The organism is Agrobacterium leguminum (assembly GCF_005144435.2).
GTDB lineage: Bacteria > Pseudomonadota > Alphaproteobacteria > Rhizobiales > Rhizobiaceae > Agrobacterium > Agrobacterium leguminum.
Genome location: NZ_CP120211.1, coordinates 984,688 through 1,007,870, shown reverse-complemented (window position 1 = coordinate 1,007,870; position 23,183 = coordinate 984,688). Strand labels below are relative to the sequence as shown.

Below are 23,183 nucleotides of genomic sequence, written 5' to 3'. Positions count from 1 at the left end.
CTCACGATATACGGGTTCTTTGGCCTTGGTGGGTAGAACAAATGGAGCGCGGGCGCAAGACATCTTGCACCCTCTCACGCCAGGCCCGGGATTTTCGCCGACACAGGATACGCGTTTTTTACGCTTCCCGGTTTCAATTCACGTCATGGTGACGGTCGCTTTCTGTTTCATAACCTATATCGCCTTCAATCTTTTCGTCTTTCTTGTCTATTGGTGGGACAAGGAAGCAGCGAGAAATGGCGGATGGCGCATCCGGGAAAGCACGCTGTTATCGCTTGCGCTCATCGGCGGCAGCCTGGGCGCAATCTCGGCACAACGGCTGCTGCGGCATAAAACACGCAAGGAACCGTTCCGCAGTATCCTGATATCGATTGTGATATTGCAGCTAGGCCTTGTCGCATCGCTCGCCATCATGCCGGATTGGCCGATGCGGCTGGTGGAGGCTTTGCAAACTCTGTCTTAGAAAGCCGGCCCATAAAGACCGCTCTCGACCTCGGCCAATTGCTTCTGCAGGCCTACCGACTGCACTTCGCGGTCGAGCTTCGGCGCATAGGAGACGGAGAGCCAGCGGACGCTATAGCCATGGTGGCGGAAAAAGGCGACGGCTGGCTCATTCTGGGCATGGGTTTCAAGCCGGATGGTCTCGAACCCCCTGTCCTCTATCAGCCTTTCGACATCGCCCAACAGGTGGGTGCCAACCCGCCGGCGCTGAAAATCAGGATCGATCCAGAAATCGGAAATCGTCTCGTCGAAATGCTCCCGCGCCGCCCATCCGGCAACCGAGCCGCCAAACTCCGCCACCCTGATCGCCAGCCATGACGAGCGGGTAAAATTGGAAAAGGCGCTGGCCGCATTGTCGTAAAGGGTCGGGGTGATGCCGAGAGCCGCGGTTGCCTGTCGCCATGCCCTGAGGCCGATGGCCGCCAGAACCTCCGCTTCCTGCTCATGCGCATTGCGAATGACGATCAAGCCGCGCCCTCCATGGCCGTTGAAATTAAACCATTGCCGGCGCGATTCGACCAGCGTGGTTTTCTCGCGCCTGGCGGGACTTGACCGCCTCGGCTTTGCCCGCTACCCAAAAGGAGCAAGAACGGAGTTTTTATGTTCGCTCAATCGGAGTCCCGGTAAAGGCCCTGCCCGCAAGTTTCTTGCGCGCCGGGCCATGCTGAAACCGAGCCGGATGCCTTAACGGCACCCGGATTTGCTTTCACGCGTCTATATGACGCCGACCGGACTTCCAAAAATGGACATTTCCCGCGCCGAACAGCGCATTCTTCACCTGCTCGCCCAAGGCGGCAGAATTGAACTCGTTCGAGACGACGCCCACAAAATCGAAAAACTCGCGCTCTACACGCGTGACGGCTGGATTTTCAGCGGCCTCGATCTCCTCACCTTCCGCAAGCTGAAACGGAAGAGAGCCATCGCCTCCTCGGGCGGCAAACCCTACCGCATCACGACGCGCGGGCTGGAACTCGTGCGAGGTGAGCTGGACAATCGATAAATCAACCGGGCGGCGGCAGTGCTGTCGCCCGGCATTTCGCCGAGAAGCCGCTGCGGCCGTAAGAGCGGGTTATGGCGAGAGCCTGCGCTCTAGCTTCACCTTCTCGAGTTCGACTTTCATGATGTCGGACCATTCCATGCCGCGCCAGACGATCTCAAATCCGCAACGCTCGTAAAGGCCGATGGCTGCGCGGTTTCTGGCATGGGTGTCGATGGTGGCAAGCGGCACGCCTTGCGCGCGCATTCTGTCGAGAAAATGAAGGATCAGGGCTTTGCCGATCCCCTTGCCCTGCCAGTTCGGGTCCACCCAGAGATCGGAAATGTGATGCGGTGCCGTATCGCACGCTCCCCAGCCGGCAACAACGCCGTCCATTTCAGCGACGACAATATCACCGGTCGGAGACTTGGCGAAACTCTCGAATTCGCCCCTCACCCGCTCGATTACATCAGGATCGAGATAGCTGTCGTCGAAGGCGTCACCGGAACGCCATGCCGCAAAACCGACGAAGCCGACCGCATCGCGGTCGGCTTCGTTCATGTCTCGTAGCTTTAGGCTTTTCACCACCATTTGGCGGGGGTGAACTTGCCGGCTGCCTGCTCGATGGCATGCGCCGTCTTGAACAGCGTTTCTTCCTCGAAAGGCTTGCCGATGAGCTGAAGGCCTAGCGGCAGGCCCTTGCCGTCGAGGCCGGCCGGAACCGAGAGGCCCGGAAGACCCGCCATGTTGACCGTGATCGTAAAGACGTCCTGAAGATACATCTTCACCGGATCGGAGGCGAGTTCCTCGTCACCGACTGCGAAGGCGGAAGACGGTGTGATCGGCGCCAGAATGGCGTCGACGCCTTCGTGGAAGACGTTTTCGAAGTCGCGCTTGATGAGGGTGCGGACCTTCTGCGCCTTCAGGTAATAGGCGTCGTAATAACCGGCCGACAGCACATAAGTGCCGACCATGATGCGGCGCTGCACTTCCTTGCCGAAGCCGGCGGCGCGGCTCTTTTCGTACATGTCGGCAATGTCCTTGCCGTCGACGCGCAGGCCGTAACGGACGCCGTCATAACGGGCAAGGTTGGACGAGGCCTCCGCCGGCGCGACGATGTAGTAGGCAGGCAGCGCGTATTTGGTGTGCGGCAGCGAGATATCGACGACCTCGGCACCGGCATCGCGCAGCCACTCGACGCCCTTGGCCCAGAGCTTTTCGATTTCTTCCGGCATGCCGTCGACGCGATATTCCTTCGGAATACCGATCTTCAGGCCCTTGAGCGACTGGCCGATGGCCTTTTCGTAATCCGGCACCGGCAGGTCCACGGAAGTCGTATCCTTGGCGTCGACGCTCGCCATGGTCTTCAGCAGGATCGCGGCATCACGCACGTCACGGGCAATCGGGCCTGCCTGGTCGAGCGAAGAGGCATAAGCGACGATGCCGAAGCGCGAGCAGCGGCCATAGGTGGGCTTGATGCCGACGGTGCCGGTGAAGGCGGCCGGCTGGCGGATGGAACCACCGGTATCGGTTGCGGTGGCGCCGGCGCAGAGATGCGCGGCCACGGCTGCGGCGGAACCGCCGGAGGAGCCGCCGGGCACCAGCTTCTGGTCGGAGCCATTGGCGCGCCACGGGTTGATGGCCGGGCCGTACCAGGAGCTTTCATTGGACGAGCCCATGGCGAATTCGTCCATGTTGAGCTTGCCGAGCATGACGGCGCCCTGATCCCAGAGGTTCTGGGTGACGGTGGATTCATATTTCGGCCTGAAGCCGTCGAGAACATGCGAACATGCCTGCGTGTGCACGTCACGGGTGGCGAACAGGTCCTTCACGCCAAGAGGAACGCCTTCCAGCTCGCCAGCCTTGCCGGCGGCGATGCGGTCGTCGGAGGCTTTTGCCATGTCGCGCGCCTTTTCAGGCGTCAAGGCGACATAGGCGTTCAGCGCGCCGTTGGCCGCATCGATGGCGGAGAGATAGGCGTCGGTCAGCTCGAGGGCGGAAAATTCTTTGGCCTTCAGCTTTTCGCGGGCTTCGGCAATGGTCAGGCTCGTCAGGTCGGTCATGGTCGGCAACGGCTTTCGAAATCTTGGAAAAATCGGGCGGCAGAGGCGGTCGGCTTATTCGACCACTTTCGGGACCATGAAGAAGTCCCGGTCGGTCGCAGGCGCATTGGCGACAATGTCTTCCGCCTTGTTGCCGTCGGTCACCACGTCGGCGCGTTTTTTCATGTCCACCGGGGTCACCGAGGTCATCGGCTCGACGCCGTCGACATTCACTTCCGAAAGCTGCTCCACGAAACCGAGTATGCCGTTCAGCTGGCCAAGCATATTCTGTGCTTCTTCTTCGCTGACTGCGATACGGGCAAGGCGCGCAACGCGCTTTACGGTGGCGAGATCGACGGACATGGTTCTACTCCGGTCAGAATTTTCCTACCCGCTATAATCACCATGTCCGCCATTCGCAACGGTAGAAAGCATGTCGTGTAAAAGAGTGACGCGGTTTTACGCTCGCGACATGCACGGGCAAAATGTCAGAAGGACAGCGTATCGCCGGCCTTTGGCGTGTGGACGCGCGCTTGCGCCCCTTCCATGCCGGCCACGAACTTCTCCGGCGTCTGGTCGATGATCGGGAAGGAACCGTAATGGCAGGGAATGACATTGCCGAAATTGAAGAAGCGCTGGCAGGCGAGCGCGGCGACGGCTCCGCCCATGGTGAAGCGGTCACCGATCGGCACAAGGCCGATATCCGGCTGATGCAGTTCATTGATGAGCTTCATGTCGGAAAAGATGTCGGTATCGCCCATGTGATAGACGGCCGGGCCGTCTTCGAAATGCAGCATCAGACCGTTGGCATTGCCGAGCGAATGGGAGACGCCGTCTTCGGTGATCTGGGCAGAGGAATGCAGCGCATTGGTGAAGGTGACGGAAAAACCGTCGAAATGCACCGTGCCGCCGGTATTGCCCATATCGACCTTCGCGACGCCCTTGGCGGAAAGCCAGGCGGCGAGATCGGCATTCGCGAGCACGGTCGCGCCTGTCTCGCGGGCAAGCTGGACGGTATCGCCGACATGGTCGCCATGGCCGTGGGTCAGGAGAATATGGGTGATGCCTTCGGCTGCCGACTTCCCATCCTGCCCGGCAAAACCGGGGTTACCGGTGAAGAACGGATCGATGAGGATCTTCGCGCTGCCGTTTTCGAGGCGGAAGGCGGAATGGCCGAGCCAGGTGATTTTCATGGGAAGTTCTCCTTTGTATTGCCGGTATATTATGACATAGGACGGCCTGAACAACCGCACTACCAATATTTAAGAGAGGCGACCATGGCCGCAAATGATGACGAGTACGTGTATGACGAGGCGACCGGTGAATGGCGACCGGCCTCCGAACTGGCTGCAGAAGCGGCGCGTGCGAATGAAGTGCGCGATGCGGCGGGCAATGTACTGGCGGATGGCGATTCCGTCACCCTGATCAAGGATTTGAAGGTCAAGGGCACCAGCACGGTCATCAAGCAGGGTACCGTCATCAAGTCGATCCGCCTGACCGATAATCCGGAAGAGATCGATTGCAAACATGATGCGGTGAAGGGGCTGGTGCTGCGCACCGAATTCGTCCGCAAACGATAAAGGCAACACGCGACATGGCAACACTTACCATTGAGGAACTGGCGCAGGCGCTTCAGCCGGGACAGGCGATTGCCGGCCTCGACCTTGGCACGAAGACGATCGGACTTGCCATGTCGGACCTGTCGCGGCGTTTCGCAACGCCGCGCCCCGTCATCAAACGGGTGAAATTCACGCAGGATGCGGAAGTACTACTGGCTTTCGCCGAAAAGGAAAAAGTTTTCGCCTTCATCATCGGCCTGCCGATGAACATGGATGGTTCGGCCGGTCCCCGCGTTCAGGCGACGCGCGCCTTCGTGCGGACGATGGGCGAAAAAACCGCGCTGCCCTTCATTTTCTGGGATGAGCGGCTTTCGACGGTCGCGGCGGAGCGCGCATTGCTGGAAATGGACGTCTCACGCGCAAAGCGCGCCGAACGCATCGATTCGGCAGCCGCAAGCTTCATTCTTCAGGGCGCGCTGGACAGGCTTTCCGCACTCACCCGCGCGGCTGACTGACGGCCCTGCCACCAGGCCGCAATCTGCTTTCTCTTGCGGAAGGCGAGAATCGCAAAAACAATCAGGCTGTCGACGGCGATGGCGCGCGCCACCAGCGGCGGCAGGCTTTCCGGCGGCAGGCCGAGAATATTGCCGTAAATCTCGAACACCAGATCATGGGTCTGGCGTGTGAGCATGTAGAAGCCGAAGCTCATGTCGTAATAGGAAAGCCAGTACCAGCTGCCCAGCAGCGCGACGGGACCGGCCCAGAGGATCAGAAACCACTTCATGCCGCCTGCCCCCGCACAAACATCGTATCGGGAACGCCGGCAAGCACCGCCCAGCGCACCACGGCCATAAGGCAGAGGTTCAGCGTCGGCACGTCGATATCCAACGGCAGCATAACAAAAAACGTCATCATGACGCCTAAAGCTGTCCAGCGGCTCACTTGCGGCTCCCTTATGCGCAGTCATTGCGCATGGTTAACATTTCGTTAATCCACACTGGACCGGCAGCCATGGTGAGGCAAATGAAAGCTGTCATTATGGTTAACGACGGACCGCTGGCATGTGGAAAAGAACGTGATCGCGTGAACGGCCGGCTGCGCCGGGCGGTTGCCGGCCCGGCGAAAACATGACTGATTTTTCTTTAATGCACAGGCCCGAGCGCGACTGCCATCCGCCTGCGGAAACCGGTTCAGCCGTAAACGCCGCGCACCAGCCTTTTGACGGCAGTGGCGATCTTGTCCCAGTCCCGGTCCGATTTGAGCGGTACGCCAGCGAACTGACCGCTGGTGGCAGCGGAAATGACGAGGTGCTGAATGGCGGCGAACAGTACGGCATTGACCGCCGCTGTATCCACCCCCTTCGGCGCCGCCAGCGAACCGCGCATACGCTCCAGCCATTTGCCCAGCGATTTGGCGCGGGCTTCGGCCAGTTGCCGCACCTGCGGTGAACCGTCAGACACTTCCCAGGCGATGATCTTGCAGACGAGAGGATCGCTGCGCAGCGCATCCATGAAATAAAGCGCCAGCTTTTCCATGAGGTCGCCATAGGTCAAAAGGAACATGCCGCCGGTATCTTCCGGAATGCGATCCTTCACCCAGGAACCGAGGTCCTCGCCGATCGCCTCGATCAGGCCATCGAGGCCACCGAAATAACGGTAGATGAGCTGCTTGTCGCAGCCGGCGCGGCGGGCAACGGCATTGATGCCAAAACCCTGAAATCCCTCTTCGGCAAGCAGCGACCGCGCCGCATTAAAAATCGCCTTCTCGGTCTGAGCGCGATCCTTGATGCGCTTTTCCGGTCTGTCGGCTGAAATCGCCTCTGCGGTCGCCAGCATGATTCCCTACCCGTTTTCTGAAAGGCCTTCCTCAACGGGTTAACAAAGCATGAAGGGAAGAACAACGTGGCGGAGAGGATGGACGGAAGGTTCTTGTGGATGAAGGGTACGCCATGCCGTTTCCGGCACGCGCCGGAAAAGCATCCACGCATTTTCAGGCGCTGACATCTCCATAGCCAACCGGGAGATGCCGCTCGATTTCCATGGAATCATGAAGAATGCGACCGATGCCCACCAAATCGGGATTCAACACGCGATACAGCAACAGATGCCTCGGATATTTAACCAGGCCGGTTTCACTTCTCGCCCTCTCCCGGCTGTAACGGAGATGGTAGCTGCGCACATCGTCTGCCACTTCCGGGCGGAGACTTGTTCCGGAACGAAACGGATCCCGCGCAACATCACGCAGCGCCGTGACAAGCAATTTTTCGTAGCGTTTTCTCGCTGCGGCCCCAAATGTCGCGTGGGTCCATCCAAGAATTTCAATAATGTCCGATTGCGCGGCTTCGGACAGACGATACCTCGTCATGCCTTATCAGATTTGGCAAGGCGCGCTTCAGCGTCGCGTCCGAGAGCGGAAATGAAGTCGTCGAGATCATCCTCCGCCACATCCGTAAAACGGTCTTGATCAAGGTCGGCGAAGCCCTGTTGCGCCGCCACCCTCAAGGCTTCCAATCTGGTCACCTCAAGGCGCTCGCGTCTTTCGATCAATCGTAAGCCCTCGCGCAGCACTTCGCTGGCATTTTGATAGCGGCCAGATTTAACGAGTTCGTCTATGATCTCTTCGTGATGCTGTGTCAGAACGACGTTACGCGTTGGCATCGGAGCCTCCACCAGACATTAGCGACGTCCACCAATACCACCGATTGGCATAATCTGCCAATATTACTCCAACGCCATGCCGAACCACACGCTGCCCGGCGTTTCGTGGCTTTCGAGGCGTTTGAAGCCACGGGTTTCCCAGAAGCGCATGCCCGCATGGTTGCGTTCGCTGGCGCCGAGGTGGATGCCGTAGACGTTGTTCTGTCTCGCCATATCGAGCCAGCGCGACAGAAGCCGGGTGCCGCCGCCCTTGCCCTGCGTGCGCGGCAAGAGGTTCATGTGGATATGGGCCGGAAACGGATCGGTGAGCCAGGTGGGTGTGCGGCGCGGATGGTGGATGAACTGGGCGCGGCGCTGGTCGGCGTCCCATGTCTGCTGGTCACCGCCGGGATCGGGATAAAGGCTGCGCAGATGCGGCCACCATTCCCGCTCCAGCCGTTCTTCGTGCACAGCCGTATCGAGTGCGCCGACGATATAACCGCACACACCTTCCTCATCCTCCGCCACGAAAACGGCATCGGGCCAGAGATGCAGATAGGGCACGGAATAGATGTGCCCGACCATGCGGCCATCATTGTAAAGGGCGGTGGCGTCCTGCCCGGCATCGCCGGTGGCGAGGCTTATGGCGTAGAGCGCGTCTTCATCCTCGGAACGGGCGGAACGGAAGGTCAGCATTGGCAGCCGCCTTCCCTTGTCGCGCATCGAAGCGCGAAAGTGTCACGACAGATCAGAACACGCTTTACGCCATTGCTGTTTTTCAAATCCGAGACCCCTCCCGCCGGGACTGCAAAACCTTCATCCGCATGCATCGGTCAAGATGCAGGCGGATAAAGAAGATCGATTATATAATTCGGATCGAAGCGGGAATCGAGCATGCCGTAAGTATGCCGCCAGCCGCCAGCCAGACGGGTCTCGAGGAAGGCATCGGCAATCTTGCCGGCGCCGAGACGGCAAAGCTCGGCGGCAGCGGCCGCAAGCGCGAACTGCTCCACCAGCAGGCGGGCCGCTCCCTCGTCACGCTCAGCAAGGGCGATTGCGGCGCGCAGCACGTCGGTGGTCTTTTTGCCGGCTGCACCCAGATCACGCTCCAGCGTCTGGAAGACGAGATCGAACAGATCCTTGCCGCGCTGGAGAACCCGCAGCACATCCAGCGCCATGACGTTGCCGGAGCCTTCCCAGATGGCGTTGACGGGCGCTTCGCGATAGTGGCGGGCAATCGGCCGCTCTTCCACGTAACCGTTGCCGCCAAGGCACTCCATGGCCTCATAGATAAGTGCCGGCGCGATCTTGCAGCACCAGTATTTCACGATGGGCGTCATCACCCGCGCATAGGCGGCCTCGGCCGGATTGTTGCGGGCAGCGTCGAATGCCGTCGCCAGCCGGAAGGAGAGCGCAGTGGCCGCCGCCACATCCAGCGCCATGTCGGCAAGAACGCGCGTCATGATCGGTTGCGTGACCAGCATCTTGCCGAAAACAGAACGGCCGCGGGCATAATGCACGGCTTCGGCAAGCGAGGCGCGCATCATGCCGGCGGAGGCAAGCGCGCAATCGAGCCGCGTCAGCGTCACCATGTCAAGAATGGTACGGATGCCGCTGCCGGGATCGCCCAGCAGATAACCGAAGGCATCGGTGAATTCGACTTCGGCGGATGCGTTGGAGCGGTTGCCGAGCTTGTCCTTCAGGCGCTGGAAATGCAGGCCGTTCTTCGAGCCGTCCTCCAGATAACGCGGCACGAGGAAGCAGCCCATGCCGTCGCCCATCTGGGCGAGCATGACGAAACCGTCGCTCATCGGCGCGGAGAGGAACCACTTGTGACCGGACAGGCGATAGATGCCCTCGCCCACCCGCTCGGCCGTCGTGCGGTTGGCGCGCACATCCGTGCCGCCCTGCTTTTCCGTCATGCCCATGCCAATGGTGACGGCGGTTTTCTGCAGGGCCGGTTTCTGCGAGGAATCATATTTGCGCGAGAGAATCTTCGGCGCCCATTCCTTCTGCACGCGCGGCGAAGCCATGATGGCGGCAACGGAGGCGCTGGTCATGGTCAGCGGGCAAAGATGCCCGGCCTCGAGTTGCGAGGTCAGGTAGAATTTCGTGGCGCGGGCCTTGTGCTCATTGCCGCGCGTATCGGGAGAATTTTCCCAGACGCTCGAATGCAGGCCTGACGACATGGAACGGCGCATCAGCGCATGCCAGGCGGGGTGGAACTCCACCTGATCCAGACGCTCGCCGCGCGGGCCGTGGGTATGCAGCTGCGGCACGCCCTGATTGGCCATGCGCGCCAGTTCCTGCGCCTCATGCGACGTGACGTAACGGCCGAGCTGGTCGAACTCGTCTCTCAGATTGCGCGACAGGCCGGAGGTGAGATCGACGATCAGCGGATCGGAACGATAAGCGTTGATACCGGACCAGAGGCTTGGCTGGTTCAGTTCGGCGAGCGTTTCTTCTGTCCGGGAATTCTGGGTCATCCGCTGCTTCTAGCTGTTTTGTACTGGCGTTGCATAGTGGGGTGATATTGCATAATTCCACCCGCAGGAAGCGATTGAGACGATTAAACCGCCGCTTTCAGCATTTTTCGGGAGTGATCCCGATTTAGGTATCCGGCCCGGCGAATGCCAAACACGTTTCCGGCAAGGTCAACGACAGTCCCCAAAAAAGCCACGCAGAAGTTGCGGCAACAACCGGCAGGCATGCGGATAAACGCATTCTCCATAATCTGCGGCCTGATGTGGAACCCGCGGCAGGCTTTTTCGGTTGGCGACTTTGCTGAACGGCTGCACAGGGAGGAGACCATGGAGGCCAGCGTAAGAAAGCTCTTCGAGCGATATGAGCGATTTTTCAACAAGTCTCTCAAGGGTGACATGGATATGGAGGAGGTCGCCTCCCTCTACGCCTCCGACTTCATCGCCGCCTCCCCCGCCGGGGTGATGACCGGAAAGAACGATGACCACTTGAAGCAGGTCATGATGAAGGGTTACGAGCGCTACCGGACGATCGGAACGAAGGAGATGCGGATACGCGACATCCGTATCTCGCCCATCGACGACCATCATTGCCTTGCCCATGTTGCCTGGACGGCGACCTTCGATCGCAAGCGACAACCGGATGTCGCAATCGATTTCGATGTTCACTACTTCGTCCAGAGGCTGGATGGGGCGCCGAAAGTTTTCGGCTGGGCGTCAGGCGACGAACAGGCGCTTTTGAAGGAGCATGGCATCGTTTGATGCCTGCGCCTTCCATCGTCAGGCCGTTTGCCCTCGAGGGTTGGGGAAACATCGCCATGTTTTCATTTCAGGAGTTGCGGGCGCTTGCCCCGCGACCATGCAGTCTCTATAGAGCGCAGGACCGAATTCCGCCGCACTCCTGAGGCGTGTTCACAGCGAATGGGAGCGCGCGGATCAGCATTCGGGCGTTCCGGGCATTTTCACGGGAAAATGCGGCGCCCGTCAGGAGGCAAACCGCATGGTCTTCTTCCCCCATCGCCATCTCCTCGGCATCAAGGGGCTTTCCCATCAGGATATTACCCTGCTTCTCGACAAGGCCGACGAGGCGGTGAAAATCAGCCGCCAGCGCGAGAAAAAGACCTCGACGCTTCGGGGCCTGACGCAGATCAACCTGTTCTTCGAAGCCTCGACGCGCACGCAATCCTCCTTCGAACTTGCCGGAAAGCGTCTCGGCGCAGACGTGATGAACATGTCGGTCGGCAATTCCTCGGTGAAGAAGGGCGAAACGCTGATCGATACGGCGATGACGCTGAACGCCATGCGCCCGGATGTGCTGGTCGTGCGCCATTCCTCCGCCGGCGCCGCCGCGCTGCTCGCGCAAAAGGTCGCCTGCTCCGTCGTCAATGCCGGCGACGGCCAGCATGAGCACCCGACGCAGGCGCTGCTCGATGCGCTGACCATCCGCCGCGCCAAGGGCGAACTGTCCGGCATCACGGTGGCAATCTGCGGCGACGTGCTGCATTCGCGCGTTGCCCGCTCCAATATCATCCTGCTCAACCAGATGGGTGCGCGCGTTCGCGTCGTCGCGCCAGCCACGCTGCTGCCCTCCGGTATCCGCGACATGAGCGTCGAAGTCTTCCACGACATGAAGGAAGGGCTGAAGAACGCCGATGTGGTGATGATGCTGCGCCTGCAGCGCGAGCGCATGTCCGGCTCCTTCGTGCCTTCAGTGCGCGAATATTTCCATTATTACGGCCTCGATGCCGAAAAGCTGAAGGCGGCGAAGGAAGATGCGCTGGTCATGCATCCCGGCCCGATGAACCGCGGCGTGGAAATCGCCTCCGACGTGGCCGACGGTCCGCAGAGCGTGATCGAAAGCCAGGTGGAAATGGGGGTTGCCGTGCGCATGGCGGTCATGGAAACCCTGCTTGTCTCGCAAAATCAGGGTGAGCGCGTATGAGTGCCGTTACCGTTCTCAACAATCTCCGCATCGTCGATCCGTCCCGTAACCTCGACGAGACCGGCAGCATCGTTATCGGTGCCGACGGCACCATTCTCGCGGCCGGCAAGGACGCGCATAATCAGGGCGCTCCCGAAGGGGCGACCGTTCGCGACTGCAAGGGTCTGCTGGCCGTTCCCGGTCTGGTGGACGCCCGTGTTTTCGTTGGCGAACCCGGCGCAGAGCACCGCGAAACCATCGAATCCGCCTCGCGCGCGGCAGCGGCCGGCGGTGTCACCAGCATCATCGTGATGCCCGATACCGATCCTGTTATCGATGACATCGCACTGGTCGAATATGTGAAGAAGACGGCACGCGACAAGGCGCTCGTCAATGTGCATCCCGCAGCAGCACTCACCAAGGGTCTGAACGGCGAGGAAATGACCGAATTCGGCATGTTGAAGGAAGCCGGCGCAGTCGCCTTCACCAATGGCCGCAGGGCGCTTTCCGATACGCTGGTGCTGCGCCGCGCCATGACCTATGCGCGCGAACTGGGCGCAGTGATCGCGCTCGAGACGCGCGACAAATATATCGGCGGCGGCGACATGAACGAGGGGCTGTTCGCAAGCTGGCTCGGCCTGTCGGGCGTTCCGAAGGAAGCCGAGATCATTCCGCTGGAACGCGATCTGCGCATTGCCGGGCTGACACAGGCGATCTACCACGCCGCCAAGATTTCCGTGCCGGAATCGGCAGAAGCGATCCGCGTTGCGCGGCAGCGGGGCGTCAAAGCCACCTGCGGCATCTCGATCAACCATCTGACGCTCAACGAGAACGATATTGGCGAATACCGCACCTTCTTCAAGCTTTCGCCGCCGCTGCGCGCCGAAGATGACCGCAAGGCCATGGTGGAGGCGCTGAAGGACGGCACGATCGATATCATCGTCTCCTCGCACGACCCGCAGGATGTCGACACCAAGCGGCTGCCGTTTTCGGATGCGGCGAGCGGCGCGGTCGGGCTCGAAACCCTGCTGGCGGCGGCGCTGCGCCTGCACCATAGCGGCGAAGTTCCGCTGATGCGGCTGATCGATGCGCTCTCCACCCGCCCGGCGAAGATTTTCGGACTGGATGCCGGAACGCTGAAGGTGGGCGCGAAGGCCGATATCACACTGATCGACCTCGACGAGCCGTGGCTCGTGGCAAAGGAGCAGCTGGTCTCGAAATCCAAGAACACCCCGTTCGAGGATGCCCGTTTCAGCGGCCGCGCGGTTGCCACTTATGTGGCTGGCAAAGCCGTTCATTCCTTGGCATAAGATCACCAACAGAGATCACGCGGCCAGCGCGACAGAGGGGACGTTTGAATGAGTGCTTTGACTGACTGGCAGACGGCGCCTGCCCTTCTCGCGCTTTCGGCGCTGATCGGCTATCTGTTCGGTTCCATTCCCTTCGGCCTCATTCTCACCCGCATGGCGGGGCTGGGCGACGTGCGCAAGATCGGCTCCGGCAATATCGGCGCGACCAATGTGCTGCGCACCGGCAACAAGAAGCTCGCCGCCGCAACCCTGCTGCTCGACGCGCTGAAGGGCACGGCAGCGGTACTGGTCGCCAATGCGCTCTGGGGTTACGAAGCGTCGCTGGTTGCCGGTTTCTTCGCCTTTCTGGGTCACCTGTTTCCGGTGTGGCTCGGCTTCAAGGGCGGCAAGGGTGTGGCGACCTATATCGGCGTGCTCTTGGGTGCCGCACCGCTGATGATGCTGGCCTTTGCGCTTATCTGGCTCGCGACCGCCTTCATCACCCGCTACTCGTCGCTGTCGGCGCTCTTGGCCATGCTGGTCATTCCCGTGGCCCTCTGGGTGCTCGGACCTGAAAAGACGGCGCTGCTGGTAACGCTGCTGAGTGCGATTTCATGGTGGAAGCACCGCGAGAACATCGCGCGCCTGCTGGCGGGCACTGAAAGCAGGATCGGGCAAAAGGGCTGAGACCCATTTAAGGATATGCCATGCCGCATGAGGAAACGACACGGCAGGGCATAGAGCTTTCCGCGCGGCAACGGGTCGCGTGGCTGAGGCTCATCCGCAGCGACAATATCGGTCCCGTCACCTTCCGCGAACTCATCAATCATTTCGGCAGCGCCGAAAAGGCGCTCGATGCCCTGCCCGAGCTTTCAAGGCGCGGCGGCTCGTCGCGCAGCCCACGCATCGCCACGCAGGCGGAGGCGGAAGGCGAAATCGAGACCGCGGAGAAATTCGGCGCGCGTTTCGTCGGCATCGGTGAGCCGGACTACCCGCCTGCCCTGCGGCAGCTGGATGGCGCGCCGCCGCTGATCGCCATGAAAGGATCGGCAGTGACCGCGACACGACCGAGCGTCGGCATCGTCGGCTCGCGCAACGCCTCCATCAACGGCGCGAAATTCGCCGCCATGCTGGCGCGCGATTGCGGCCGCGCCGGCTATACCATCGCCTCGGGGCTGGCGCGCGGCATCGATGCGGCCGCACACCGGGCAAGCCTTGCAACCGGCACTGTTGCCATGCTGGCCGGCGGTCTCGACCGCCCCTACCCGCAGGAAAATTTCGGGCTCTTGCAGGAGATATACGATCAGGGCGGCGCGACGATCAGCGAAATGCCCTTTGGATGGGAACCGCGCGCCCGCGATTTTCCCCGCCGCAACCGATTGATCGCCGGCGTCTCCCTCGGTGTTGTCATCGTCGAAGCGGCGGAGCGCTCCGGCTCGCTGATAACGGCAAGGCTTGCCGGAGAAGCGGGACGGCTGGTTTTCGCCGTGCCCGGCTCCCCGCTCGATGCACGCTGCGAGGGCACCAACCGGCTGATCAAGGAAGGCGCGATGCTGACCACGGGCGCGGCCGATATTCTGGAAGCGCTGCGGCCGCTGATGGAGCCGCAATTGCCCTATGAACGCAAGATCGAGGAACCGAGATCCGACACCGAGATGTCACCACCAGGGGACGACGAGCGCAGCATCATCGCCGCCGCTCTCGGTCCCTCGCCCGTGGAAACGGACGATATCATCCGTCACACAGGTTTTTCCGCTGCAACCGTTCATCTGGTGCTGCTGGAGCTTGATATCGCCGGACGTCTAAACCGGCATGCCGGGGGGCGTGTGTCGCTCTTCATCGCGGATTGACAGCTTGCGCCGTCCGCTCTGGATATCGCCGACTTCCACGTAGGCCATCTCGATCAGATAACACAGCATGTCGGCCCCCTCACGGCTTGCGACCTGCCGCAGTTCCGCGAGCATCTGGCGAATGTAAGCCAAGTTCTCTCTGGTCCCTTCATTATCGGCATTATTGTTTGTTGCGTTGGGGACCATATATCTATCCTGCAAAATTTGCCTGAAACGAAGAGCAATAAGTCGATTCAAATGATGTTGCCCATCATAACCAATTTACCAAAGATTGCAATACAACAATAGATTATCCATAGGTTGTAATCACCTTGAAGCGATAAAATCGGCCTTGCCTCTTGACCCGCGCGCATTACCTGTCCATGTCGAAATATAAAGAAGGCGAATTGCGGCATTGCGCCGTGACCCGGCCACGTTAACGGACCAGTTCCAGAGAAAAACAATATGAATGTCGTCGTCGTAGAATCTCCTGCCAAAGCCAAGACGATCAACAAGTATCTTGGCTCGGGCTATAAGGTTCTTGCATCCTTTGGCCACGTCAGAGACCTTCCTGCCAAGGACGGATCGGTGCTGCCCGACCAGGATTTCGAAATGTCCTGGGAGGTCGACAGCGCATCCGCCAAGCGCATGAAGGATATTGCCGATGCGGTAAAATCCTCCGACGGCCTCATTCTCGCAACCGACCCGGATCGCGAAGGCGAGGCCATCTCCTGGCACGTTCTCGATCTCTTGAAGAAGAAGCGTGTCCTCGGCGACAAGCCGGTAAAACGCGTGGTCTTCAACGCCATCACCAAAAAGGCCGTGCTGGACGCCATGGCGAACCCGCGCGACATCGATGTGCCGCTGGTCGACGCCTATCTCGCCCGCCGCGCGCTGGATTATCTCGTCGGCTTCAACCTGTCGCCCGTGCTGTGGCGCAAGCTGCCCGGCGCGCGTTCCGCCGGCCGCGTTCAGTCGGTTGCGCTGCGCCTCGTCTGCGACCGCGAATCCGAGATCGAGCGTTTCGTTTCCGAAGAATACTGGAACATCAGCGCGCTTCTGAAGACACCGCGCGGTGACGAGTTCGAAGCCAAGCTGGTTTCGGCCGATGGCAAGCGCCTGCAAAGCCGCTCGATCAAGACCGGAGACGATGCGAACCGGCTGAAGGCGCTGCTGGAAGGCGCGAGCTATGTGGTCGAAAGCGTCGAGGCGAAACCCGTCAAGCGCAATCCCGGCCCGCCCTTCACCACTTCGACGCTGCAGCAGGCGGCCTCCTCGCGCATGGGCTTTTCCGCCTCGCGCACCATGCAGGTGGCGCAGAAGCTTTACGAAGGCATCGATATCGGCGGTGAGACCGTCGGTCTGATCACCTATATGCGTACCGACGGCGTGCAGATGGCCCCGGAAGCGATCGATGCCGCCCGCCGCGCCATTGGCGAGCAGTTCGGCGGCCGTTACGTGCCGGAAAAGGCGCGTTTCTATTCGACCAAGGCCAAGAACGCCCAGGAAGCGCACGAAGCGATCCGCCCGACCGATTTCAACCGCACGCCGGATCAGGTGAAGCGTTACCTCGATCCCGATCAGCTGCGTCTTTATGACCTGATCTGGAAGCGCGGTATAGCGAGCCAGATGGCCTCGGCGGAAATCGAGCGGACCACGGTGGAAATCCTCGCCAGCAATGGCGGCGAAAAGGCAGGCCTGCGCGCCGTCGGTTCGGTGATCCGCTTCGACGGTTTCATCGCCGCCTATACCGACCAGAAGGAAGATGGCGAACAGAGCGACGACGGTGACGACGAAGGCCGTCTGCCGCCGATCAACGAGCGCGAGAACCTCGCCAAGCAGAAGATCAACGCCAGCCAGCACTTCACCGAACCGCCGCCGCGTTATTCGGAAGCCTCGCTGATCAAGAAGATGGAAGAGCTCGGCATCGGCCGTCCTTCCACCTATGCGGCGACGCTGAAGACGCTGAGCGACCGTGAATATATCGTCGTCGACAAGCGCAAGCTGATCCCGCATTCGCGCGGCCGGCTGGTGACGGCTTTCCTCGAAAGCTTCTTCACCAAGTACGTCGAATACGACTTCACCGCCGCGCTTGAAGAAAAGCTCGACCGGATTTCCGCCGGCGAGCTGGACTGGAAGCAGGTTCTGCGCGATTTCTGGAAGGATTTCTTTGCCCAGATCGAAGACACCAAGGAACTGCGTGTCACCAACGTTCTGGATGCGCTGAACGAGGTTCTGGCGCCGCTGGTCTTCCCCAAGCGCGAGGACGGTTCCGATCCGCGCATCTGTCAGGTTTGCGGCACCGGCAATCTTTCGCTGAAGCTCGGCAAATACGGCGCTTTCGTCGGTTGCTCCAACTATCCGGAATGCAACTACACCCGCCAGTTGACCTCGGACGGTTCGGAAGCCGAAGCTGCGGCTTCGAACGAGCCGAAGGCGCTGGGTGCCGATCCAATGACCGGCGAGGAGCTGACGCTGCGCTCCGGCCGTTTCGGGCCCTATATCCAGCGCGGCGACGGCAAGGAGGCCAAGCGTTCCTCGCTGCCCAAGGGCTGGAAGCCTGAAGATATCGACCACGAAAAGGCGCTGGCGCTCATCAACCTGCCGCGCGATATCGGCAAGCATCCGGAAACCGGCAAGATGATTTCCGCCGGCCTCGGCCGCTACGGGCCGTTCCTACTGCATGACGGTTCCTATGCGAACCTTGAAAGCATCGAGGACGTGTTCTCTATCGGCCTCAACCGCGCCGTGACCGTGATTGCCGAAAAGCAGAGCAAGGGACCGGGTCGCGGCCGCAGCGGCACGCCGGCGGCGCTGAAGGAACTGGGCGACCACCCCGATGGCGGCTCGATCACCGTTCGCGACGGGCGTTACGGCGCTTACGTCAACTGGGGCAAGGTCAACGCCACCATTCCGAAGGGTCAGGACCCGGCTTCGGTGACGCTGGACGAGGCGCTGGTGCTGATCGCCGAGCGCATCGCCAAGACCGGCACCGGCGGCAAGCCTGCCAAGGGCAGGAAGACGGCTGCCAAGAAGGCCGATGGTGACGCCGCAGCTAAGCCGAAGGCGACCAAGGCCAAGGCGGCAGCAAAGAGCAAGACGGCCGCCAAGCCGAAGGCAGCGGCCAAACCCAAGAAGGCAGCAGAGTGAGCAAAGCGCCGCGTCAGAGACAGGGTTCCGCCAGCGACGGTTTCGGACGCACCGGGCGCGGCAAGCGGGTCAGTGAAGGTGAAGGCATCATCCATGGCGAGGTGCCTCCCCGCGAGGTGCTGCTGAAATTCATCGCCGACCATCCGCAACAGGCCTCCAAGCGGGAAATCGCCAAGGCTTTCGGGCTGAAAGGCGAGAACCGCGTCGTTCTCAAAGCGCTGCTGAAAGAGCTTGAAACCGACGGCATGGTGCAGAAGAGCCGCAAGTCGCTGACGCGGCCGGGCGGCCTGCCGCCGGTTACGGTTCTCGATATCACCACCCGTGACAAGGACGGCGAATTGATCGGCCGGCCGGCAGAATGGCCGGAGGATCAGGGCGCGGCACCGGCCGTGCTAATCCGCCAGTCATCGCAGGATCGCGGCAAGAAGGCCCCGGCGGCGGGTCTTGGCGACCGCATTCTGGCGAAAATCTTCCCCTCCAAGGAAAGCTCCGGCCCGGCCTATACGGCCCGCGTCGTCAAGCTGATCGACCGCCGCCAGAACGCGCTGCTCGGCGTGTTCAAGGAGACGGCGGGCGGCGGCGGACGGCTGATGCCGATCGACCGGCGCGGCGAAGAAATGGTCATCGACCCCGATGGCGTCGGCGATGCGAAAGACGGCGACCTGATCGAGGTGGAAACCTCGCGAAACAGCGGCCGTTACGGGCTGACGCGCGCCAAGGTGCTGTCGGTCATCGGCTCCGTTGCCTCGGAAAAGGCGATCTCGATGATCGCGATCCATTCCCACGGCATTCCGCATATCTTCCCCTCGAACGTTCTGGCCGAGGCGGATGCCGCCAAGGCGGCCAGCATGTCGCACCGCGAGGACTGGCGCGACCTGCCGCTTATCACCATCGATCCGGCCGACGCCAAGGACCATGACGACGCAGTCTATGCCGAGCCCGACACGTCGCCCGACAATCCTGACGGTGTCATCGTCACCGTCGCCATTGCCGATGTCTCCTGGTATGTGCGATCAGGCGCACCGCTCGACCGCGAAGCGCTGAAGCGCGGCAACTCGGTCTATTTCCCTGACCGTGTCGTGCCGATGCTGCCGGAGCGCATCTCCAACGATCTCTGCTCGCTGAAGGAAGGCGTCGACCGCCCTGCCCTTGCCGTGCGGATGATCTTTTCGAAGGAAGGCCGCAAGGCCGGCCACACCTTCCACCGCATCATGATGAAGAGCGCTGCCAAGCTCTCCTACAGCCAAGCTCAGGCGGCCATCGACGGACGGCCGGATGACAAGACCGGCCCGCTGCTGGAACCGATCCTGAAGCCGCTATGGCACGCCTATGCGGTGATGAAGCGTGGCCGCGACCGTCGCCAGCCGCTGGAACTCGATATGCCGGAACGCAAGATCCTGCTTCGGCCTGACGGGACGGTGGACAAGGTCGTCATTCCTGAACGCCTCGACGCGCATAAGCTGATCGAGGAAATGATGATCCAGGCGAATGTCGCCGCCGCCGAGACGCTGGAGAAGAAGAAGCAGCCGCTGGTCTATCGCGTCCACGATGCGCCCACGCTTTCCAAGCAGGAAGTGCTGCGCGAATTCCTCGGCACCATCGGCATTTCCATGGCCAAGGGTGCGGCCATGCGCGCCAATTCCTTCAACGGCATTCTGGCCCGCGCGCTCGATACGCCGCACCAGATCATGGTCAACGAGATGGTGCTGCGCAGCCAGAGTCAGGCGATCTACAGCCCGGAGAATATCGGCCATTTCGGCCTCAACCTGATGAAATATGCGCATTTCACCTCGCCGATCCGCCGTTATGCCGACCTCATCGTGCATCGCGCGCTGGTGGGGTCGCTTGGCCTCGGCGAAGGCGGCATCACGCCGCAGGAAGAGGCGACGCTGGACGATATCGCCGCCGAAATCTCGACCTTTGAGCGCCGCGCCATGGCTGCCGAACGCGACACCATCAACCGGCTGATCGCGCATCATCTCTCCGAACGGGTGGGCGAAGAATTCGAGGGCCGTGTTTCGGGTGTCACCAAGGCGGGACTTTTTGTCGCGCTTCCGCAATTTGGCGCGGACGGCTTCGTTCCTATATCTACACTCGGAACCGACTATTTCCTTTACGATGAGGCCCATCAGGCCCTGACAGGAGAGAAGACGGGCCTCGGATACCAGCTTGGCGACACGGTTCAGGTGCGGCTTGCGGAAGCGGTGCCTTTGGCAGGCGCGCTTCGTTTCGATATGCTGAGCCCGGGGCGCAAGATGCCAGTCGGCTCGCGGTCGTTCCACAAGGCAGGCCGGCGGACATCGCGTCCTGCCGCAAAGCCCGGGACGCGACCGCCCAGAAGGCGACGATAACAAGACCGCTTCAGGCGGTTGAAAAACGGGAGAAGGACTTAAGGATGAGTGCACATCAGGGCTCGGAAACAGTCACCTTCGGAGACGATAGCGCGGAACGGCCGCTTGGCCGCTCGATCATGCGGGGAATGGCCAATCGCTGTCCTGCGTGCGGCAGCGGACGCCTGTTCCGGGCCTTTCTGAAGCCGGTGGACGCCTGTGCCGCCTGCGGCGAAGAAATGCACCACCACCGGTCCGATGACCTGCCGCCCTATATTTCCATCGTCATCATCGGCCATATCGCTGTCGGCGGTTTCATGATGACCGATATGGTGTTTTCCGTTCCCATGTGGGTGCATTTCGCCATCTGGGTGCCGATTACCATTCTCGCCGCGCTTTTGACGCTGCAACCCATCAAGGGCGGTGTCATTGGCCTGCAATGGGCGCTGAAGATGCACGGCTTCGACCGAAAACAGCAAAAAGCGCAGATCGACGGCTCGTCTCACTGACGGCGGGCGGGATCTTGCACGTGACTCAGCTTCCCCGGCGTACCGAAACGGCGAGCGCGCCCATGCGGCCGCGCGACGCCGCCTCCATCATTCTGTTCGACCGTTCCGGCTCGCAGCTCAGGGTGCTGATGGGCCAGCGCAGCAGCGCCCATGTCTTCATGCCGGGCGCCTATGTGTTTCCCGGCGGCAAACGCGATCCGCGCGACCATGCGCTGCCCTTTTCGGGCGATCTGCATCCCGCCGTCCTCCACAGCCTCACCGCCTCCGCAGCGCGGCGGCTGAGCGCTGCCGGCGCGAGAGCTCTGGCGCTTGCCGCCGCGCGCGAGCTTTTCGAGGAAACCGGCGTGGATCTCGGCTTGAGCACCAGGGGTCCCGATCTTTCCCGTTTCCGATATGTGGCCCGCGCCATCACCCCACCCGGCAATGTGCGGCGCTACGACACGCGATTCTTCTGCTGTTATGCCGACGAATTGCGGCTGGATACCCGGCTAACCCGTGATTCCGACGAGTTGCACAATGTGCAATGGCTTGACATGACAGACCTTTCCGGTCTGAACATGCCGAAAATCACGCGCACGGTTCTCGAAGATGTCACAAAACTCATGATAGGTGATCCCTCATTGCCCTTTGAAAGCCCCGCGCGGCTCTATGTCACGCGCCACGGCCGGTTCATTCGAGACTTTGTATAAAGGCCGTCATGTCACAAATGAAATGCGAAGAAGCGGACGCCATTCACTGGCCCTCACTGATCGCCGCCATTTCCGCCATCAGTGCGGTCGGTGTCGCCATCGGCCTTGGCCTTCCGCTCCTGTCGATCATCCTTGAGAAGCGCGGCATCTCTTCCACCATGATCGGGGTGAATTCGGCCATGGCCGGCGTCGCGGCGATGATGGCGGCCCCCGTGACCACCAAGATCGCACATGATTTCGGCGTAGCGCGAACCATGCTGTTCGCAGTCGTCGTTTCGGCGCTGAGCGCGCTCGGTTTTTATTTCGCCGAAGCCTTCTGGATGTGGTTTCCGCTGCGAATCGTTTTCCACGGCGCCACCACCACGCTTTTCATTCTCTCCGAATACTGGATCAACATGACCGCGCCGCCCAGGAAGCGGGGCATGGTTCTCGGCATCTACGCCACCGGCCTTGCGGTTGGCTTCGCGGTCGGTCCGCTGCTGTTTTCCGTGGTCGGCAGCGAAGGCATATTGCCGTTTCTGGTCGGCGCGGCGATCATCCTGCTCGCCGCGATCCCGATATTCATGGCGCGCGGCGAAAGCCCGGAGCTGGACGAACGGCCCAACCACCATTTCGTCCGTTATGTCTGGCTGGTGCCCATGGCGTCCGCGGCGGCCTTCGTCTTCGGTTCGGTGCAGGCCGGCGGTCTTTCGTTGTTTCCGATCTATGCGACGCGGGAAGGCTTCAACGAATCGCAGGCAGCACTTCTCCTTACCGTGATGGGCATCGGCAATATGGTCTTCCAGATACCGATCGGCCTGCTTTCGGACCGGATGAAAGACCGGAGGACGATGCTGGGGCTGATGGCCTTTGCCGGCGTCTGCGGCACGCTGGCGCTGCCTTTCCTGGTGGAAAGCTGGCTTCTGGTGGCGGCCCTGCTGCTGTTCTGGGGCGGGCTGGTTTCCGGCATGTATACTGTCGGCCTCACCCATCTCGGATCGCGCCTGAAGGGCGCCGATCTGGTAGCCGCCAATGCCGCCTTCATCTTCTGTTACGCCATGGGCACGATTGCGGGGCCGCAGGCCGTGGGCATTTCCATGGACCTTGCCGGAACCGACGGCTTTGCCTGGTCGCTGGCGGTATTTTTCGGGCTTTACGTGGTGCTTTATATCGTCCGTTTTGTTTTCCGGGCAAAACAGGCTTGACTTTTCAGGCGCGATACGTAGTTTCGCGCCAGATTTAGCCGAGGTGAGAAGCGCCTGCGGCTTCTCTTTTGTTTAAAGGCAGGACGAC

27 protein-coding genes are annotated in these 23,183 nt (G+C 61.1%); 14 read left to right on the top strand and 13 right to left on the bottom strand.

All coding sequences use genetic code 11. The annotated features are described in order from the left end of the window. Nucleotides 1-145: 145 nt before the first annotated feature. Nucleotides 146-463, top strand: a complete 318-nt coding sequence (locus tag CFBP4996_RS04985) for a DUF1294 domain-containing protein (protein WP_162935988.1) — start codon at nt 146-148, stop codon at nt 461-463. On the opposite strand, the gene CFBP4996_RS04980 is transcribed toward CFBP4996_RS04985, so the two are convergent. Beyond that, entirely contained in the window at nt 460-969 is a 510-nt protein-coding gene (locus CFBP4996_RS04980) for a GNAT family N-acetyltransferase (protein ID WP_035238364.1), read from the bottom strand. The two genes, CFBP4996_RS04985 and CFBP4996_RS04980, sit on opposite strands and share 4 nt — an antisense overlap. Nucleotides 970-1,243: 274 nt before the next feature. Here CFBP4996_RS04980 and CFBP4996_RS04975 point away from each other — a divergent pair, with 274 nt between their 5' ends. Beyond that, nucleotides 1,244-1,501, top strand: a complete 258-nt coding sequence (locus tag CFBP4996_RS04975) for a YjhX family toxin (RefSeq protein WP_003521470.1) — start codon at nt 1,244-1,246, stop codon at nt 1,499-1,501. A gap of 69 nt (nt 1,502-1,570) precedes the next feature. Here CFBP4996_RS04975 and CFBP4996_RS04970 read toward each other — a convergent pair whose 3' ends face one another. From CFBP4996_RS04970 to CFBP4996_RS04955, 4 genes are all read right to left on the bottom strand, one after another. After that, entirely contained in the window at nt 1,571-2,038 is a 468-nt protein-coding gene (locus CFBP4996_RS04970; protein ID WP_080852187.1) for a GNAT family N-acetyltransferase, read from the bottom strand. Between the two features lie 20 nt (nt 2,039-2,058). Continuing rightward, nucleotides 2,059-3,540, bottom strand: coding sequence for an Asp-tRNA(Asn)/Glu-tRNA(Gln) amidotransferase subunit GatA (gene gatA / locus CFBP4996_RS04965; protein ID WP_080852188.1), 1,482 nt, complete (start codon nt 3,538-3,540; stop codon nt 2,059-2,061). 54 nt (nt 3,541-3,594) lie between these two features. Next, nucleotides 3,595-3,882, bottom strand: a complete 288-nt coding sequence (gene gatC / locus CFBP4996_RS04960; protein WP_003521472.1) for an Asp-tRNA(Asn)/Glu-tRNA(Gln) amidotransferase subunit GatC — start codon at nt 3,880-3,882, stop codon at nt 3,595-3,597. A 125-nt stretch (nt 3,883-4,007) separates the two neighbouring features. Further along, nucleotides 4,008-4,712, bottom strand: a complete 705-nt coding sequence (locus CFBP4996_RS04955) for a metal-dependent hydrolase (protein WP_080852189.1) — start codon at nt 4,710-4,712, stop codon at nt 4,008-4,010. A gap of 84 nt (nt 4,713-4,796) precedes the next feature. Between CFBP4996_RS04955 and CFBP4996_RS04950 the strand changes: the two genes are divergently transcribed. Further along, nucleotides 4,797-5,099 carry an alkylphosphonate utilization protein gene (locus CFBP4996_RS04950; protein ID WP_003521474.1) on the top strand — a complete coding sequence of 101 codons (303 nt, stop codon included), beginning with the start codon at nt 4,797-4,799 and terminating at the stop codon, nt 5,097-5,099. Between the two features lie 14 nt (nt 5,100-5,113). After that, nucleotides 5,114-5,593, top strand: a complete 480-nt coding sequence (gene ruvX / locus CFBP4996_RS04945; protein ID WP_003521476.1) for a Holliday junction resolvase RuvX — start codon at nt 5,114-5,116, stop codon at nt 5,591-5,593. On the opposite strand, the gene CFBP4996_RS04940 is transcribed toward ruvX, so the two are convergent. The 7 genes from CFBP4996_RS04940 to CFBP4996_RS04910 all read right to left on the bottom strand — a co-directional run bounded on the left by CFBP4996_RS04940 (nt 5,545) and on the right by CFBP4996_RS04910 (nt 10,200). Then, the gene (locus tag CFBP4996_RS04940) at nt 5,545-5,862 is read right to left on the bottom strand and encodes a DUF6105 family protein (RefSeq protein ID WP_003521478.1); all 318 of its coding nucleotides are present in this window, start codon (nt 5,860-5,862) and stop codon (nt 5,545-5,547) included. The two genes, ruvX and CFBP4996_RS04940, sit on opposite strands and share 49 nt — an antisense overlap. After that, nucleotides 5,859-5,990 (bottom strand): hypothetical protein, encoded by a 132-nt coding sequence (locus tag CFBP4996_RS04935; RefSeq protein WP_279511113.1) that lies wholly within the window; start codon nt 5,988-5,990, stop codon nt 5,859-5,861. Before CFBP4996_RS04935 ends, CFBP4996_RS04940 begins: the two co-directional genes overlap by 4 nt. A 278-nt stretch (nt 5,991-6,268) precedes the next feature. Then, nucleotides 6,269-6,913, bottom strand: a complete 645-nt coding sequence (locus CFBP4996_RS04930) for a TetR/AcrR family transcriptional regulator (protein ID WP_003521480.1) — start codon at nt 6,911-6,913, stop codon at nt 6,269-6,271. 154 nt (nt 6,914-7,067) lie between these two features. Continuing rightward, nucleotides 7,068-7,442: a type II toxin-antitoxin system RelE/ParE family toxin gene (locus tag CFBP4996_RS04925; protein WP_080852190.1), complete on the bottom strand. Its 375-nt coding sequence runs from the start codon at nt 7,440-7,442 to the stop codon at nt 7,068-7,070. Then, on the bottom strand, nt 7,439-7,735 hold the full coding sequence (locus CFBP4996_RS04920; protein ID WP_080852191.1) for a type II toxin-antitoxin system ParD family antitoxin: 297 nt from the start codon (nt 7,733-7,735) through the stop codon (nt 7,439-7,441). The genes CFBP4996_RS04925 and CFBP4996_RS04920 overlap by 4 nt, the downstream gene beginning before the upstream one ends. A 63-nt stretch (nt 7,736-7,798) precedes the next feature. Beyond that, nucleotides 7,799-8,410 carry a GNAT family N-acetyltransferase gene (locus tag CFBP4996_RS04915; RefSeq protein ID WP_080852193.1) on the bottom strand — a complete coding sequence of 204 codons (612 nt, stop codon included), beginning with the start codon at nt 8,408-8,410 and terminating at the stop codon, nt 7,799-7,801. Between the two features lie 137 nt (nt 8,411-8,547). Beyond that, a complete protein-coding gene (locus CFBP4996_RS04910; RefSeq protein WP_020808932.1) occupies nt 8,548-10,200 on the bottom strand; it encodes an acyl-CoA dehydrogenase family protein in 1,653 nt (550 codons plus the stop codon). A 324-nt stretch (nt 10,201-10,524) separates the two neighbouring features. On the opposite strand from CFBP4996_RS04910, the gene CFBP4996_RS04905 reads away from it, so the two are divergent. The 5 genes from CFBP4996_RS04905 to dprA all read left to right on the top strand — a co-directional run bounded on the left by CFBP4996_RS04905 (nt 10,525) and on the right by dprA (nt 15,254). Then, a complete protein-coding gene (locus CFBP4996_RS04905; RefSeq protein WP_080853180.1) occupies nt 10,525-10,956 on the top strand; it encodes a DUF6841 family protein in 432 nt (143 codons plus the stop codon). A gap of 238 nt (nt 10,957-11,194) precedes the next feature. Then, a complete protein-coding gene (locus tag CFBP4996_RS04900; RefSeq protein WP_003521487.1) occupies nt 11,195-12,136 on the top strand; it encodes an aspartate carbamoyltransferase catalytic subunit in 942 nt (313 codons plus the stop codon). Beyond that, nucleotides 12,133-13,425, top strand: a complete 1,293-nt coding sequence (locus CFBP4996_RS04895) for a dihydroorotase (protein WP_080852194.1) — start codon at nt 12,133-12,135, stop codon at nt 13,423-13,425. The genes CFBP4996_RS04900 and CFBP4996_RS04895 overlap by 4 nt, the downstream gene beginning before the upstream one ends. A 48-nt stretch (nt 13,426-13,473) precedes the next feature. Then, nucleotides 13,474-14,091, top strand: a complete 618-nt coding sequence (gene plsY / locus CFBP4996_RS04890; RefSeq protein WP_020808929.1) for a glycerol-3-phosphate 1-O-acyltransferase PlsY — start codon at nt 13,474-13,476, stop codon at nt 14,089-14,091. Between the two features lie 20 nt (nt 14,092-14,111). Further along, entirely contained in the window at nt 14,112-15,254 is a 1,143-nt protein-coding gene (dprA, locus tag CFBP4996_RS04885; RefSeq protein WP_080852196.1) for a DNA-processing protein DprA, read from the top strand. Here dprA and CFBP4996_RS04880 read toward each other — a convergent pair. Beyond that, complete coding sequence (locus tag CFBP4996_RS04880) at nt 15,207-15,440, bottom strand: hypothetical protein (protein ID WP_003521491.1); 234 nt, start codon at nt 15,438-15,440, stop codon at nt 15,207-15,209. The two genes, dprA and CFBP4996_RS04880, sit on opposite strands and share 48 nt — an antisense overlap. Nucleotides 15,441-15,698: 258 nt before the next feature. On the opposite strand from CFBP4996_RS04880, the gene topA reads away from it, so the two are divergent. The 5 genes from topA (at nt 15,699) to CFBP4996_RS04855 (ending at nt 23,095) form a co-directional block, all read left to right on the top strand. Beyond that, a complete protein-coding gene (gene topA, locus CFBP4996_RS04875) occupies nt 15,699-18,383 on the top strand; it encodes a type I DNA topoisomerase (RefSeq protein ID WP_080852199.1) in 2,685 nt (894 codons plus the stop codon). After that, nucleotides 18,380-20,734, top strand: a complete 2,355-nt coding sequence (gene rnr, locus CFBP4996_RS04870; RefSeq protein WP_080852200.1) for a ribonuclease R — start codon at nt 18,380-18,382, stop codon at nt 20,732-20,734. The genes topA and rnr overlap by 4 nt, the downstream gene beginning before the upstream one ends. 44 nt (nt 20,735-20,778) lie before the next feature. After that, nucleotides 20,779-21,222: a DUF983 domain-containing protein gene (locus tag CFBP4996_RS04865; RefSeq protein ID WP_059752697.1), complete on the top strand. Its 444-nt coding sequence runs from the start codon at nt 20,779-20,781 to the stop codon at nt 21,220-21,222. 62 nt (nt 21,223-21,284) lie between these two features. Then, nucleotides 21,285-21,911 (top strand): NUDIX hydrolase, encoded by a 627-nt coding sequence (locus tag CFBP4996_RS04860; protein ID WP_003521495.1) that lies wholly within the window; start codon nt 21,285-21,287, stop codon nt 21,909-21,911. Between the two features lie 17 nt (nt 21,912-21,928). Continuing rightward, nucleotides 21,929-23,095 (top strand): MFS transporter, encoded by a 1,167-nt coding sequence (locus tag CFBP4996_RS04855; RefSeq protein WP_162144073.1) that lies wholly within the window; start codon nt 21,929-21,931, stop codon nt 23,093-23,095. Nucleotides 23,096-23,183 lie beyond the last annotated feature (88 nt).

What these genes read in the sequence shown, in the direction of transcription:
- CFBP4996_RS04985 (WP_162935988.1), top strand. Translation starts at nt 146, where the DNA reads ATGGTGACGGTCGCTTTCTGTTTCATAACCTATATCGCCTTCAATCTT.
- CFBP4996_RS04975 (WP_003521470.1), top strand. Translation starts at nt 1,244, where the DNA reads ATGGACATTTCCCGCGCCGAACAGCGCATTCTTCACCTGCTCGCCCAA.
- CFBP4996_RS04970 (WP_080852187.1), bottom strand. Translation starts at nt 2,038, where the DNA reads ATGAACGAAGCCGACCGCGATGCGGTCGGCTTCGTCGGTTTTGCGGCA.
- gatA (WP_080852188.1), bottom strand. Translation starts at nt 3,540, where the DNA reads ATGACCGACCTGACGAGCCTGACCATTGCCGAAGCCCGCGAAAAGCTG.
- gatC (WP_003521472.1), bottom strand. Translation starts at nt 3,882, where the DNA reads ATGTCCGTCGATCTCGCCACCGTAAAGCGCGTTGCGCGCCTTGCCCGT.
- CFBP4996_RS04955 (WP_080852189.1), bottom strand. Translation starts at nt 4,712, where the DNA reads ATGAAAATCACCTGGCTCGGCCATTCCGCCTTCCGCCTCGAAAACGGC.
- CFBP4996_RS04950 (WP_003521474.1), top strand. Translation starts at nt 4,797, where the DNA reads ATGGCCGCAAATGATGACGAGTACGTGTATGACGAGGCGACCGGTGAA.
- ruvX (WP_003521476.1), top strand. Translation starts at nt 5,114, where the DNA reads ATGGCAACACTTACCATTGAGGAACTGGCGCAGGCGCTTCAGCCGGGA.
- CFBP4996_RS04940 (WP_003521478.1), bottom strand. Translation starts at nt 5,862, where the DNA reads ATGAAGTGGTTTCTGATCCTCTGGGCCGGTCCCGTCGCGCTGCTGGGC.
- CFBP4996_RS04935 (WP_279511113.1), bottom strand. Translation starts at nt 5,990, where the DNA reads ATGACGTTTTTTGTTATGCTGCCGTTGGATATCGACGTGCCGACGCTG.
- CFBP4996_RS04930 (WP_003521480.1), bottom strand. Translation starts at nt 6,913, where the DNA reads ATGCTGGCGACCGCAGAGGCGATTTCAGCCGACAGACCGGAAAAGCGC.
- CFBP4996_RS04925 (WP_080852190.1), bottom strand. Translation starts at nt 7,442, where the DNA reads ATGACGAGGTATCGTCTGTCCGAAGCCGCGCAATCGGACATTATTGAA.
- CFBP4996_RS04920 (WP_080852191.1), bottom strand. Translation starts at nt 7,735, where the DNA reads ATGCCAACGCGTAACGTCGTTCTGACACAGCATCACGAAGAGATCATA.
- CFBP4996_RS04915 (WP_080852193.1), bottom strand. Translation starts at nt 8,410, where the DNA reads ATGCTGACCTTCCGTTCCGCCCGTTCCGAGGATGAAGACGCGCTCTAC.
- CFBP4996_RS04910 (WP_020808932.1), bottom strand. Translation starts at nt 10,200, where the DNA reads ATGACCCAGAATTCCCGGACAGAAGAAACGCTCGCCGAACTGAACCAG.
- CFBP4996_RS04905 (WP_080853180.1), top strand. Translation starts at nt 10,525, where the DNA reads ATGGAGGCCAGCGTAAGAAAGCTCTTCGAGCGATATGAGCGATTTTTC.
- CFBP4996_RS04900 (WP_003521487.1), top strand. Translation starts at nt 11,195, where the DNA reads ATGGTCTTCTTCCCCCATCGCCATCTCCTCGGCATCAAGGGGCTTTCC.
- CFBP4996_RS04895 (WP_080852194.1), top strand. Translation starts at nt 12,133, where the DNA reads ATGAGTGCCGTTACCGTTCTCAACAATCTCCGCATCGTCGATCCGTCC.
- plsY (WP_020808929.1), top strand. Translation starts at nt 13,474, where the DNA reads ATGAGTGCTTTGACTGACTGGCAGACGGCGCCTGCCCTTCTCGCGCTT.
- dprA (WP_080852196.1), top strand. Translation starts at nt 14,112, where the DNA reads ATGCCGCATGAGGAAACGACACGGCAGGGCATAGAGCTTTCCGCGCGG.
- CFBP4996_RS04880 (WP_003521491.1), bottom strand. Translation starts at nt 15,440, where the DNA reads ATGGTCCCCAACGCAACAAACAATAATGCCGATAATGAAGGGACCAGA.
- topA (WP_080852199.1), top strand. Translation starts at nt 15,699, where the DNA reads ATGAATGTCGTCGTCGTAGAATCTCCTGCCAAAGCCAAGACGATCAAC.
- CFBP4996_RS04865 (WP_059752697.1), top strand. Translation starts at nt 20,779, where the DNA reads ATGAGTGCACATCAGGGCTCGGAAACAGTCACCTTCGGAGACGATAGC.
- CFBP4996_RS04860 (WP_003521495.1), top strand. Translation starts at nt 21,285, where the DNA reads ATGCGGCCGCGCGACGCCGCCTCCATCATTCTGTTCGACCGTTCCGGC.
- CFBP4996_RS04855 (WP_162144073.1), top strand. Translation starts at nt 21,929, where the DNA reads ATGAAATGCGAAGAAGCGGACGCCATTCACTGGCCCTCACTGATCGCC.